16 protein-coding genes are annotated in these 12,800 nt (G+C 47.7%); 7 read left to right on the top strand and 9 right to left on the bottom strand.

Features of this window, described 5'->3' with window-relative positions; genetic code table 11:
- Positions 1-56: 56 nt before the first annotated feature.
- From J4F31_10325 to J4F31_10340, 4 genes are read right to left on the bottom strand one after another with little or no spacing between them, the layout of a single operon-like run.
- Positions 57-476 (bottom strand): response regulator, encoded by a 420-nt coding sequence (locus tag J4F31_10325; protein ID MCE2496952.1) that lies wholly within the window; start codon positions 474-476, stop codon positions 57-59.
- Positions 473-643 carry a hypothetical protein gene (locus J4F31_10330; protein MCE2496953.1) on the bottom strand — a complete coding sequence of 57 codons (171 nt, stop codon included), beginning with the start codon at positions 641-643 and terminating at the stop codon, positions 473-475. Before J4F31_10330 ends, J4F31_10325 begins: the two co-directional genes overlap by 4 nt.
- Before the next feature lie 56 nt (positions 644-699).
- Entirely contained in the window at positions 700-1,482 is a 783-nt protein-coding gene (locus J4F31_10335) for a histidine kinase (protein ID MCE2496954.1), read from the bottom strand.
- A 16-nt stretch (positions 1,483-1,498) separates the two neighbouring features.
- Complete coding sequence (locus tag J4F31_10340) at positions 1,499-1,738, bottom strand: hypothetical protein (protein ID MCE2496955.1); 240 nt, start codon at positions 1,736-1,738, stop codon at positions 1,499-1,501.
- Between the two features lie 731 nt (positions 1,739-2,469).
- Here J4F31_10340 and rpsA point away from each other — a divergent pair.
- The 6 genes from rpsA (at position 2,470) to J4F31_10370 (ending at position 8,173) form a co-directional block, all read left to right on the top strand.
- Positions 2,470-4,602, top strand: coding sequence for a 30S ribosomal protein S1 (rpsA, locus tag J4F31_10345; protein ID MCE2496956.1), 2,133 nt, complete (start codon positions 2,470-2,472; stop codon positions 4,600-4,602).
- Positions 4,603-4,677: 75 nt separating this feature from the next.
- Entirely contained in the window at positions 4,678-5,226 is a 549-nt protein-coding gene (gene pyrR, locus J4F31_10350) for a bifunctional pyr operon transcriptional regulator/uracil phosphoribosyltransferase PyrR (protein ID MCE2496957.1), read from the top strand.
- Positions 5,223-6,161 (top strand): aspartate carbamoyltransferase catalytic subunit, encoded by a 939-nt coding sequence (locus J4F31_10355; GenBank protein ID MCE2496958.1) that lies wholly within the window; start codon positions 5,223-5,225, stop codon positions 6,159-6,161. The genes pyrR and J4F31_10355 overlap by 4 nt, the downstream gene beginning before the upstream one ends.
- Positions 6,158-6,508, top strand: coding sequence for a hypothetical protein (locus J4F31_10360; GenBank protein ID MCE2496959.1), 351 nt, complete (start codon positions 6,158-6,160; stop codon positions 6,506-6,508). The genes J4F31_10355 and J4F31_10360 overlap by 4 nt, the downstream gene beginning before the upstream one ends.
- Complete coding sequence (locus tag J4F31_10365; protein MCE2496960.1) at positions 6,505-7,263, top strand: T9SS type A sorting domain-containing protein; 759 nt, start codon at positions 6,505-6,507, stop codon at positions 7,261-7,263. The genes J4F31_10360 and J4F31_10365 overlap by 4 nt, the downstream gene beginning before the upstream one ends.
- Positions 7,256-8,173 carry a ribonuclease Z gene (locus J4F31_10370; GenBank protein MCE2496961.1) on the top strand — a complete coding sequence of 306 codons (918 nt, stop codon included), beginning with the start codon at positions 7,256-7,258 and terminating at the stop codon, positions 8,171-8,173. Before J4F31_10365 ends, J4F31_10370 begins: the two co-directional genes overlap by 8 nt.
- Here the strand turns inward: J4F31_10370 and J4F31_10375 are convergent.
- Genes J4F31_10375 through J4F31_10395 form a run of 5 tightly spaced genes read right to left on the bottom strand, consistent with a single transcriptional unit; the run spans position 8,165 to position 12,190 of the window.
- Positions 8,165-8,728 carry a hypothetical protein gene (locus J4F31_10375; protein MCE2496962.1) on the bottom strand — a complete coding sequence of 188 codons (564 nt, stop codon included), beginning with the start codon at positions 8,726-8,728 and terminating at the stop codon, positions 8,165-8,167. The genes J4F31_10370 and J4F31_10375 overlap by 9 nt on opposite strands.
- Entirely contained in the window at positions 8,715-9,632 is a 918-nt protein-coding gene (gene miaA / locus J4F31_10380) for a tRNA (adenosine(37)-N6)-dimethylallyltransferase MiaA (GenBank protein MCE2496963.1), read from the bottom strand. The genes J4F31_10375 and miaA overlap by 14 nt, the downstream gene beginning before the upstream one ends.
- Complete coding sequence (locus tag J4F31_10385) at positions 9,632-10,462, bottom strand: ion transporter (GenBank protein MCE2496964.1); 831 nt, start codon at positions 10,460-10,462, stop codon at positions 9,632-9,634. Before J4F31_10385 ends, miaA begins: the two co-directional genes overlap by 1 nt.
- Before the next feature lie 22 nt (positions 10,463-10,484).
- The gene (locus J4F31_10390) at positions 10,485-11,297 is read right to left on the bottom strand and encodes an ABC transporter permease (protein MCE2496965.1); all 813 of its coding nucleotides are present in this window, start codon (positions 11,295-11,297) and stop codon (positions 10,485-10,487) included.
- Positions 11,294-12,190, bottom strand: coding sequence for an ATP-binding cassette domain-containing protein (locus J4F31_10395; GenBank protein ID MCE2496966.1), 897 nt, complete (start codon positions 12,188-12,190; stop codon positions 11,294-11,296). Before J4F31_10395 ends, J4F31_10390 begins: the two co-directional genes overlap by 4 nt.
- 289 nt (positions 12,191-12,479) lie before the next feature.
- Between J4F31_10395 and J4F31_10400 the strand changes: the two genes are divergently transcribed.
- Positions 12,480-12,614 (top strand): four helix bundle protein, encoded by a 135-nt coding sequence (locus J4F31_10400; protein MCE2496967.1) that lies wholly within the window; start codon positions 12,480-12,482, stop codon positions 12,612-12,614.
- The last annotated feature ends 186 nt before the right edge of the window (positions 12,615-12,800 follow it).

Raw genomic sequence — 12,800 nt, forward strand, 5'->3', positions numbered from 1 at the left:
AAATAAATTGTTAAACCCAAAAACTCTGCTAAATTGATTGATAATTTCTGTCCAATTTATAGGGGGTCAATACACTCTCGGTACATGGGAGTAGAGTGTGTTTGTGGTTCAAAGTACTGACGGTATTTTTCGATGGCCGAAGTCATTTTCTCCTTTTCAACGGGTTTCAGGAGGTAGTCTACGCTATAGACTCCAAAGGCTCGCAATGCGAATTGATCGTAAGCCGTGGTAAATATGACCGGAGCGGTGATCTCAACTTGGTCGAAGATCTCGAAGCTCAGACCGTCTGATAGCTGAATATCCATGAAGATGAGATCGGGTGACGAGTGATTCTGCAGGTATTGGACGGCATCCTCGACGGATTCGATTCCGGCCGTAAGCTCAACATTGGGCTCCAACTCCTTCAGGATGCGCATGAGTTCTCGCTGGGCATGGGGCTCGTCTTCTATGATCAGGAATTCTTCTCTGGAAGTCATAACAGGGGTAATTCAACGGTGAAATGTTGTTCGTCTTGTATGATCTGGATCTTTCGGTTGGTTAATGCTGCATAGCGACTTTGAATGTTCTTGAGTCCGACCCGCGTCGATTCTTCAAGGGTTTGTTTCGGTTGGAAGTTATTGCGCACCAACAGTGTTTTATGCATCGACGAGTAAATCAGCTCGATACGCAGAGGCCGTTTCAAGGAAACCTCATTGTGTTTCAGGGCATTTTCGATGAGGAGTTGAAGGCATAACGGGGGCAGTTGTTTGTTGAGTGCTTCTTCAGGCACATCGGTCGAAAACTTCGCCCTGTCTTCGAATCGGGTTTCGATGAGGTCGCGATAGGCTTCGCCAGTTGAACGATCTCTCTGACGCGGATTTCGAGCACGTGACGGTAGACTTGTGAAATGCGTCGCAAAAAGTTCGTAGCTCTTTCGGGGTCTTCGTGAATGAGGGAGCTCAGTGTATTGAGTGAGTTGAATAGGAAGTGGGGGTTGATCTGTGCGCGGAGCGTTTCGAGCCGGACTTGGAGGTTTTCTTTCTTATATCGTTCCACTTCTGCTAGGGATTGACGCCATCGGTCGAGGATGAAAGCCCCGGTTACTCCAGCGACGTAGAGTGCCGTGAGAGCCCAGCCTATGAACACTTCGACCCGTAGGGTCTGAAAACTGAGGAAATATGGTTCCGTGGCTCTCCACATCCGGGTAAATGCAGCTCCTACGATCAGGACTCCGACCCACCAAGACAAAATGAAGAAATGGCGAAAGAATCGGGTGCCTAGGCCGATGTTCGGACTGGTTTCTCGAAGTCGGTGACGGTAGAAATGGTCGATCCCCATAAGGATCAGCGAGGCGGCGGCATCGATGAAGAAATGGTCTTCGCGCAGCTCTACAGTGTACGGGTTGTTGACGAGTTTGACCAAAAAAACGATGAATCGGAAGGTGACCGCAATGAGGGCGGCGAATCCGATCCATCGAAAAAAAATGAGAAATCTGTTCAGCACGAGCGAAAATTACGGCTTATTCGGAAATGTTTCCTTCAGCGCTTTGTAGTCCGATGTGGATGCGTTCGCGAGATAAAGTGGTGTCGGCATGGCGAATTTCGAGGAGGTATTCTCCGGCAGGGAATTGATCGAGCACGAATTGCCCGTGATATTTATTGGTGTTTTTCCACTTTTTGCGGAAAACCACGTGTCCGTCTTGACCGAGAACCACCAAGTATGGGTCTTCTTCGAGAGGATTATTTAACTGCACGTCCACGACCTCTTCCTGGGAGATTACCTGAACTTGTAGTAACGATGAACGCGAACCTCGTACTATGAACCATGAACTCGGAGCAGTACGTTTTTGGCTTCAGCTATTGCGAATTCGTTTCTTAACCACCGATTTATTCGTACCTTTTGGCTTGACCAAAAACGGACCGGAAAGTCAAGTCGTTCCGCTATGCCGATTGCGCTTTGCGCAACCGTTCGTTATTTCGCTTCATGCTTGGTTTGCTTCGCAAAACTCAATTCCGCTCATTCCTCACCTTTGGCTACGGGAACGACAACGGAGTTCTTCGTTTTTAGATTTGCGTTGACCTCTGATTATTTCCTGGAAGCTGTGTGCCATGGACCATGAGCCATTGACATCTATTAAAGCTCTGCGCTCTAGGCCCTAGACTCAGGACTTAAATTGGATATACTTGCGTTGCAAACAAACTTCGGCGAAGCCGAATCGGACTTCGCAAAGCGAAGTGTCTTTGCGACTCGAATAGAATGTCCTCCGCGAAGTGGAGTATCCTAAGGGGTAGCGAAATATCCGGTCGATCTTGACTCTATCGACTTGTCGAACATTACCTACTTATATCTCAATACGTTAGAATTTAAATTCTTATCTTTGCAGCCCTTTTGAGCGCAAGGGTGAATCGAAAGGGAGTGAACTAGAGTTAAACGTCTCTAAATGTGGGCGCATCATCACCCGCCGTATTTAGATACAAAGTTGAACCTCGTATGTCTGAGGAAAACAAAAAACAAGAAGTAGAAGAGGTGAAAGTCGAGGCTACTGAAAACACCGCTACTGAAGCGGAGACCAAAGAGGAAGAAATCGCTTCCGAAACTACCGAAACCAAAGAAGAATCCACTGAAGCTGCTGCTGAAGCCGACGCTGAAGAAGTAACCGGAAAGGTTGCTGAAAAGGCCGAAGAGGCTGTTGAGCAAGCTGCTGAGGTCGTTGAAGAGGCCAAAGAAGCTTCTGAAGAGGCCGTTAAAGAAGTGGAAGAGGCTGCCAAAGAAGTTGCCGCTGCTGCCGCAGAAGGTAAAGAAGCCGTTTCTGAGAAATTGGAAGAGGTAATCGAGGAAGTTAAAGAAGAAAAGCCTTTTGATTGGGCAACTTTCGATGAGGAAGTTACCTACACTGAAGAAGAGCACGACAAAATGGAGTCCATGTACATCGATACGCTTTCAAGCGTTATCGAGAATGAAGTTGTGGATGGAGAGGTCGTTTCGATGACCGATCGCGAAGTGATCATTGACATTGGTGCTAAATCTGAAGGTGTTGTTTCTTTGAACGAGTTCCGCTACAACCCAGACCTTAAAGAAGGGGACACGGTTGAAGTACTCGTTGATAAACAAGAAGATAAGAATGGACAGCTCGTATTGTCACACCGTATGGCCCGCAGCATTAAAGCTTGGGACCGTGTGAACGAAGCTCACGAGAAAGAGGAAGTAATCACTGGATTCGTAAAGTGTCGTACCAAAGGTGGTATGATCGTAGACGTATTCGGAATCGAGGCTTTCTTGCCAGGATCACAGATCGATGTGAAGCCTATTCGCGACTACGATCAGTACGTAGAGAAGAACATGGAATTCAAAGTTGTGAAGATCAACCACGAATTCAAGAACGTGGTCGTTTCTCACAAGGCGCTCATCGAGGCCGATATCGAAGCTCAAAAGAAAGAGATCATCGGAAAACTCGAAAAGGGTCAGGTTCTCGAAGGTACTGTCAAGAACATCACCAGCTACGGAGTATTCGTGGACTTGGGAGGTGTCGACGGATTGGTACACATCACCGACCTTTCTTGGAGCCGCATCAACCACCCAAGCGAAGTTGTAGAACTCGACGAAAAGATCGACGTTGTGATCTTGGATTTCGACGAGGACAAAACTCGTATCCAATTGGGTCTCAAGCAGCTGCATGAGCACCCTTGGGATAGGTTGAGCCAGGAGATCAAAGAAGGAGACAAAGTGAAAGGTAAAGTAGCTGTACTTGCCGATTACGGTGCCTTTGTTGAGATCCAGCCAGGAGTTGAAGGTTTGATCCACGTAAGCGAAATGAGTTGGAGCACGCACTTGCGTAGTGCCCAGGACTTCATGAAGGTTGGCGACGAGGTCGAAGCTGTTGTGTTGACCCTCGATCGCGATGATCGCAAGATGAGCTTGGGTATCAAGCAACTGACTCCAGATCCATGGACTGACATCACAAGCAAATACCCGCTCGGATCTAAGCACTCAGGTCTCGTTCGTAACTTCACCAACTTCGGAGTATTCCTCGAGTTGGAAGAAGGTGTCGACGGACTTATCCACATCAGCGACCTCAGCTGGACCAAGAAGGTCAAGCACCCAGCCGACTTCACTAAGATCGGTGCGGAATTGGAAGTTGTTGTATTGGATCTCGACGTAGAAAACCGTCGTTTGAGCTTGGGTCACAAGCAAGTAGAGGATAACCCATGGGATACGTACGAGAGCATCTTCTTTGAAGGCTCAGTGCACATGGGAAATGTTTCTGACTTGGTAGACAAAGGTGCTCAAGTAACATTCGAACAAGAAGGTCTTGAGGCATTTGCTCCTTCACGTCACATCGCTAAAGAAGGTGGTGGAACCCTTAAGAAAGGTGAAGAAGCCAAATTCAAAGTGATCGAATTCAATAAGGATTCGCGCCGTATCGTGGTTTCTCACACGCAGATCCACCGCGATATCGCGGATGAGGACAAGAAACAGAAATCGGCTGCTCGCAAGCAGGAGGCCGATGAAGCTTCACGCAACGTGAAAAAGATCCAATCGAAAGTTGAGAAATCAACACTTGGAGACTTGGATGTTTTGACCAAATTGAAGGAAGAAATGGAAGAAGACGAGAAGAATAAATAATTCTTCACCCTCCATAATTTTTGTAAAAGCCGCCTCGAGCAATCGGGGCGGCTTTTTTATTGCTATTTTTGTGCGATGACTCAACGCACCCTACTCACGGCAAAAGAGGTGGACATCACCTTGCATCGTCTCAGCTGTCAGCTGATCGAGAGGCATCAAGACTTTTCCAATACCGTTATGATCGCCCTCCAGCCACGCGGTGTACGCGTTGCTGAGCGGCTCAAGTTATTGCTCGAGCAGTTTTCGATTGTCGATAAGGTCGAACTGGGCAATTTGGATACGACTTTCTTCCGCGATGATTTTCGTCGCCGCAATGAGCCACTTAAAGCAAATCAAACCAAGATCGACTTCCTGGTCGAAGGTAAGAACGTGATCTTCGTTGACGATGTACTGTACACCGGTCGAACCGTCCGCGCAGCAATGGATGCCATCCTGAGTTTTGGACGCCCCGCAAATGCGGAGTTGCTGGTTCTGATCGATCGTCGATTCAGTCGTCATTTGCCCATAGAGCCGACGTATACCGGTAGAGCGGTGGACTCAGTAGCGAGCGAACGCGTTTCGGTTAAATGGAAGGAGTCGGAAGGTGAAGATAAAGTAGAACTGATCAGTGCCCCAAAATCATGAGTGAATTATCTGTGAATCACTTGCTCGGTATCAAAGACCTTCAGCGGGAGGATATCGAACTTATTTTTAAAACAGCAGATCAATTCAAGGAAGTCATTAATCGCCCGATCAAAAAGGTTCCTTCACTTCGTGACATAACCATTGCTAACCTTTTCTTCGAGAACTCTACGCGAACCAAGCTGAGCTTCGAATTGGCCGAGAAACGACTTTCAGCCGACGTAGTCAGTTTCTCGGCAAGCGGGTCGTCAGTTTCCAAAGGAGAAACCCTGATCGACACCGTTAACAATATCCTGGCCATGAAGGTCGACATGATCGTCATGCGCCACCCCAACCCAGGAGCGACCATGTTCCTAAGTAAAAATGTCGACTCCCGAATCGTCAACGCCGGAGATGGCGCCCATGAGCACCCGACCCAGGCACTTCTCGACGCTTTTTCGATTCGCGAACGCCTCGGAGGAGTCGAAGGCAAAAAGGTGGTCATCGTCGGCGATATCCTTCATTCTCGAGTAGCACTCAGTAATGTCTTCGCCCTCCAAAAGCTGGGTGCGGAGGTAAAAGTTTGTGGCCCCGCGACCCTCATTCCAAAGCATATTGAAGCTCTGGGAGTGGAGGTGGAGCCAGATCTCGATACGGCCCTCGATTGGTGCGATGTGGCGAATATGCTGCGCATTCAGTTGGAGCGGCAAGACACCAAGTTCTTCCCCTCCTTGCGCGAGTATTCGTCCCAATATCAGGTTAACCTCGATCGTCTGAACCGTCTCAAGGATCCGATCACGATTATGCATCCCGGTCCTATCAACCGCGGTGTCGAGATCACCTCGGATGTGGCGGACAGTCAACACAGTATTATTTTGCACCAGGTAGAAAACGGAGTCGCGGTCCGAATGGCCGTTCTGTACCTTTTGGCGGCTAAAATCGAACGCGCTAAGTCATGATCTTCGAGGTAGAACCAAATGAAAAGTACTTCATCGCACGATGCTTCGTTGAGCTGATCGATGGCACGGTTTTTGGGCAAATGGAAACTGAGCTGAAGGATCATTACGATCAAGGTCACCACCTGATCATTGATGTTCAAAAAGCGATCGAGGTAACTCCGGACGCCGTGGATGCCTTGGTCGACCGAGCCGAAAAGCAAATAGAAGAGCAGCGGACTTTCGTGCTAATCAATGCACGGGAAGCCGTAGTGAAGGCCTTTGATGACAACATCCCGATCGTTCCTACCGAACACGAAGCGATCGATTATTTCAATTTTGACGAACTAGAAAGACAATACGACCTATGAAAAGATTACTACTCTCCTTATTAATTGTTTTTAGTGCCTACGGCACGATGGGGCAGTGTACGCCCGATGCCAGCATCACGGCTCCCGGAATATTCCCTCCCGCCGGTAGTACGGTTAATGGCGATGCTACCGTTAATTTGCCGGATGCCGAGATCGGTACTATGTACGATCAAGTTATCCAGGTTGGTATTCCATCGGATACGTCGATCGTTTTTGCAGGAACCACCGTTAGTGCAACCGTAGATAGCTTCCGCTTGGAGTTGATCAACAATTTGCCCGCCGGATTGAGCTTCAATTGCGATAACGCCACCTGCTCATGGCCTGGCGGAACCAACGGATGTGTTCGAATCTTCGGGACCCCAACAGGGCCTGTTCAAGAGCATAACCTGGAAGTGGGGATAAGAGGGTATTTGCAAGTTTTGACCTTTCCGATCGATACGCTTCAAACGGAGAACCGTTTCAAGATACAGGTAAATGCACCTGCCTCGTTGAATGAAAACAAAAAAGTGTCCCTCGAATTGTACCCGAACCCAGCTTCTGATCACCTCAATATCGAACTGGCGAATATTGCGGAGCAGACCGTTGAGTGGACGCTGATCGACCTCAGCGGTCGACTTGTAAGCCAGGGTGAGTTCTTGCATTTGCCGGGTACGGAAACGCGAATTAACATCGGAACTCCTTCGAACGGAATTTATTTGATACAGCTTTCGACCGATCGGGGTACACTTACCCGAAGAGTCACCATTCATGAATAATCCCAACGAACTGCTCATACTCGGCTGTGGAAGCGCAACTCCTACTTCGAACCGCTTTCCGACCAGCCAAATTCTGCGCATGCGCGATGAGCTGTTCTTGATCGATTGTGGTGAAGGTGCACAGATTCAAATGCGCCGAAATGACGTGCGTTTCGGGCAGATCGATCACATATTCATTAGCCACTTACACGGAGATCACTTCTTCGGCCTCGTTGGATTTTTAAGCAGTTTACATCTGCTCGATAAACGTAAAGCACTGCATGTGTATGGCCCAAAAGATCTGTGGGAAGTACTGCAGTTACAATTCAAGGTTAGTGGGTCCAGACTGAAATACCCCATTGAGTTTCACTCTTTAGATCCAAATCGAGAAGAGCGAATCCTCGAAACGCGGAAAGTGGTGGTCGATACCTTATTGATGGACCACAGTATTGATACCTGGGGATTCAAATTCACAGAGAAAAAGAAGCCCAGAAACCTGATCAAGGAAAAGCTGGAAGAGTACAGTATTCCGAAGTACATACGAGATCAAATCAAAGGTGGGGCGGACCGGGATAGAGGAGATGGTACCGTTATCCCAAATGAGGAGCTTACAACGGCCCCTCCTGACCCTAAGACCTACGTGTTCTTCTCCGATACGGCTTATAAGGCTGATAATGCGATCTCAATTTCGGGTGCCGATCTAATTTATCACGAGGCAACCTTTGCAGACAAAGATGTAGCCCGTGCCGATAAGACCAAGCACAGTACTACAATGAACGCGGCAACGATGGCTCAAAAAGGTGGGGTGAAGAAATTGATCATTGGTCATTTTTCGGCTCGATACGACGATATCGACGCATTGGTCAAGGAGGCGCGCACCATATTTACCCAAACCTTTGCCGCTAACGAAGGGGAGCGGTTCTCATTCTAAACGGAGCAGTCGGTAATAGCCAACACTTACCGTAGCAGATAATGGCAAACTATAGAGGTAGTCGTCGACCGGAAAAATAGGAACGAGCTCCTGGCGAAAGTGAACCATGATCTGGAAGATGTTCTGTTCTGCTTGTAAAGCATACCCCGTTCCAAGGCTCAAACCAAAACGGAGTCGATCGTTGGTCGGGTAATCGCCTGTTGCGTAACCAACGAAAGGACCAAGTTGAATGGGCATGCGGTGTACCCCCTTTCCAATATTGAAGTGAGAGTAGAAGCGGAGTTCGGTTTGGGGCCACTCTACTGAAAACGTAGAGTCCTCGTCGTCTAATACCCAGCCCAGCCGGGTTTGTGCGATTTCGAGAGATACCCCGGAATTCCTTTCGTTGACATATTGAAAACCTAACCTCAGATCCAGGCTCGTTTGAAGGGTTTGATTCACAGATGGATCGAAGTACACCCTATGCGCTCCGGCGCCGATGGAACCGCCAATGGCCATCTGGCCGTAGGCCGAAATTCCGAATAAAAAGAGGCAAATGGTACTAAGTGCCTTCATTTCGGACCGATTCGATGGTTTGGAGCACGGCATTGAGGTCGTTTGGCTTGAACCAGTGAACGGACTCATCGCCCCGTAAATAGGTAAGTTGACGCTTCGCATAACGGCGCGTGTTCTTTTTGATCTCTTCGACCGCCGTTTCGAGGTTCCACTTGCCGCCTAGGTAATCGAACAGCTCCTGGTACCCAACGGTTTGAAGGGCATTCTTTTCGCGGAAAGGGTAAAGTTCCTTGGCCTCTTCATAAAGTCCTTGCAACATCATTTCATCGACCCGTTGATTGATCCTATCGTACATCTTGGTGCGATTGAGGTTCAATGCGATCTTGATGGTCTTGAAAAACCGTGTTTTGGGATCTTGCTTGCGATATCCCGAATAGGGTTTGCCCGTTTGCCGGGTGATCTCCAACGCGCGAATGAGTCGGGCCGGATTCTTCAGGTCGACCTCGGCGTAGTACTCGGGATCGGCATTGGCCAATTCGCGTTGCAAATGCTCGATGCCGAACTTTCTAAATTCCTGATTCAATTTTAAACGAACTCCGGGCTCCACTTTCGGAAACTCGTCTAGGCCTTTGGTCAATCCATCCATGTAGAGGCCCGAGCCACCCACCGCAACGACTACATCCTTTTTGTGGAAAAGTTGCCCCAGCTTTTGAAGGGCATCATGCTCGTAGGCGCCGACAGAATACTCGTCGTGTATCGACTTGTGAAATATGAAATGGTGTGGCACTAACGAAAGCGCCTTCTCGCTGGGAGGTGCGGTACCGATCTTCATTTCGCGGTAGAATTGACGTGAATCAAACGAAAGAATCTCCGTTTCCAGATTCAAAGCCAATTGCACGCTCAAGGCCGTTTTTCCTACGCTTGTTGGTCCTGCTACAACGACCAAGTACTTTTCGTTCTCCATCAGTCAAGTTTTCCTCCGCAATTGTAGCAGAATTCAGCATTTCCTCGGTGCCCTTCAGCACTGCAGTGCGGACAGGCATTATTGGTATGCCGATCATTGGAATCGATCCGTTTCATTTCCGAGGTGACAATTCCCGTGGGAACGGCTAGTATTCCATAACCCAGGATCATAATGAACGAGGCAATGAATTGTCCTAGTGTGGTTCCCGGAGAAATATCTCCATAACCAACCGTGGTAAGCGTTACGATGGCCCAATAAATACTTTTTGGGATACTGTCGAATCCATTTTCTCCACCTTCAACGACGTACATAACGGCACCGGCGATCATGACGATGGTAACTACGGCCAACAGGAATACGGTGATCTTTCGTTGTGAAGCCTTCAGCGCTTTTCCGAGCATTTCGGCCTCAAAGAGGTAGCGGCTGAGTTTGAGTACCCTGAATATCCGAAGAAGTCGAACTCCTCTAATGACCATCAAAGCTTGACTTCCGGCAAAGAAGAGGCCTATATACGTGGGTAGAATGGACAAGAGGTCTATAACTCCGTAGAAGCTTTTAGCGTAGCGCCAAGGCTTAGTTACACTGTATATGCGAAGTAAATACTCAATCGTGAAGAGGAGCGTGAAGATCCACTCGATGATCCTAATTCTCTGGCCGTGAGTTTCGCGATAGCCGGGGACAGTTTCCAGCATAACGGCGATCAAACTCAAGATAATGGCAATGAAAAGACCGACGTCAAAGATCTTTCCGGCACGCGTATCCGCTTCGAAAATTACTTCGTGAATCTGTCTTTTCAACGACTGGTCTTTATCCGGTTTCACCTCTTTCATTGAGGCAAAGATAGTAAAGCCCTTAACTCAGGATATCTCGCTTTCCAAAGAGGTAGTAGGTCAGCCAAGTAAAGACCCCCCCCCAGACGATCGTTCGGAACATGGCCGAGATATCGGCGCTCTCCATGATGTTTAGCTCAACAATGTCCTTGATGTACCTTTTGAACGGAATTTCGCTCATTTCTCGAATACTTTGTATGGGTAAGAATTTACCTACAGGTTCTCCAATCTGCCAAACGGCAATTGGTTCTATGACGAAGGTGTAGAGTACCAAGGTTATGATCACGAATCCAGTTCGTTTGATCAAATAGGCGACGAAGAAGGAGAAAATGAGGTAGGTCAATGTCTCCAGAAAATAGGCCAGAACGAAATCGATCTTTAGGAAGATAACGTCCCATGCTTGATTGTTTGAGAAGAGTATTCCTAAGATCGTCGTGATCAGCACAACCAAGATCGTGCTTACCACCGAGTACATAAGGATCATGAGCAATTTTGAAGTAATGAACTCCTGTCGAGAAAGCCCGTCGATGACGTTTTGTCTAACGGTCCTGTAACTGTACTCATTACTGATGAAGATCACCACGAGTATGGCCAGTATGTACTTGAAAAAGCCGGCGATATAGCTGATATTTTTCCAGATATAGGGGAAGTCGAAGAAACCCAGTTTGCCAAGGTTGATCGTGGTTTTGATCCCATTTTGAGTTCCTACATCAAAGTGGACATAGCCCATTCCCCACGCCACCAAGGCCATGAGCAGAACGTAGAATCCACCGATAATGATGAATGCGCGGCTATTTCTGAGTTTTAGCCATTCTATGCGAAGTAGTCTGATCATTTGGATTTGCTTACGAGTTCGAGGAATTGTTGCTCTAGACTAGATTTTCGGTACACCAAATGGTCTACCAGAATTCCCTGCTCAGCCAAGAATTTATTCAGTGCCGCCGGATCTACCTTGTCTTCTAGGTTGAGATGTAGTTTACGAGCATCGTGACTGATGCTCTTAATGCCAGGATACCCATGGCATGCTTTTTCAAGCGCGTCTCGATCGACGGCACCGACCTCTATTAATCCGGCCGTTGCAAAGACTTCGTCCACAGGTCCGGTAAAAAGGCGTTTCCCTTGTTTCAATATGGTCACGTGGGAACAAACTTTTTCGATCTCATCCAGTAAGTGGCTCGCGATCAAAATGGTGGTTCCCTCTCGTGCAATACGCATGATCAGTTCGCGAACTTCTGCAATTCCCTGAGGATCGAGGCCATTGGTAGGTTCATCGAGAACCAAGATCTCAGGTTCATTAAGCAGAGCGGAGGCTATGGCCAAGCGCTGCTTCATACCCAAGCTGTACGTTGAGAATTTGTCGTGCTTGCGACCCGCGAGGTTCACTTGCTCCAAAACCTCATCGATTCGATGTTTTTCAACTCCCTTGATCAATCTAACGACCTCGAGGTTCTTAACAGCGCTGAGATATGGGTAAAAGTTCGGCGTTTCCAATATGGCGCCTATTCGCTGTAGACTCCTGTGAAGTACGGGGGTTCCGAACCAGTCGAAGGATCCATTATCCGCGTTCAGCACGCCGAGAATGATACCGAGGGTCGTAGTTTTACCAGAGCCATTCGGTCCTAGGATACCGTGTACCTGCCCACGCTCAATGGACATGTCGAGTTGCTGTAAAGCCTTGACCTTTCCGTAAGACTTACTGAGTTGAGAGATGTTGAGGATAGTGCTCAAGAGAGAAGGTTTTATAGTAGACGCGAGAATATACGATTTGTTACAAACGAATTCATATTTCTTATAGGAACTCAGTTCGAAGCATAGCTTCGAATAAGGTTTACTCAGTAAAGTCAGTTGTATGATATACAGTCAGTTTCAATTATTGGAATAATTGATTTATTCAATGACTAATAAAGTCAAAAGGACAAAGATTGGCCCTGGAAGGTATTACATGGGTGGAATGTACGAAGCGCTACAAAGGAAGTCGTTCGAGTTTGCCTGAAATTCCTTTAAGTGGAAAGGGAAGTTGCCTCCGGAATATCGAGAATTGAGTTCTCAATTTGTCAGATCAAGTACGTCAATTGGGGCAAATATTCGAGAATCAAAGAGAGCAGAGAGTCGGAAAGATTGGATACACAAACTAAGAATTGCACTTAAGTAGGCTGAAGAGTTTCGATATTGGTTCGAGCTAATGGAAGCTCAAAAGATCGATTGTGCTCAAGACATCAAAGATCTTGACACGATTTTGGGATTCTGGTTAAGCTGACAAAGGGTCACGTCCATTTTGTGGGGAGCGTTTGAAGAATTGCTACATTTCGTTCAAAAGAAATGGGGGATTTGGTATTGG

Source organism: Flavobacteriales bacterium (assembly GCA_021296215.1).
Classification (GTDB): domain Bacteria; phylum Bacteroidota; class Bacteroidia; order Flavobacteriales; family ECT2AJA-044; genus ECT2AJA-044.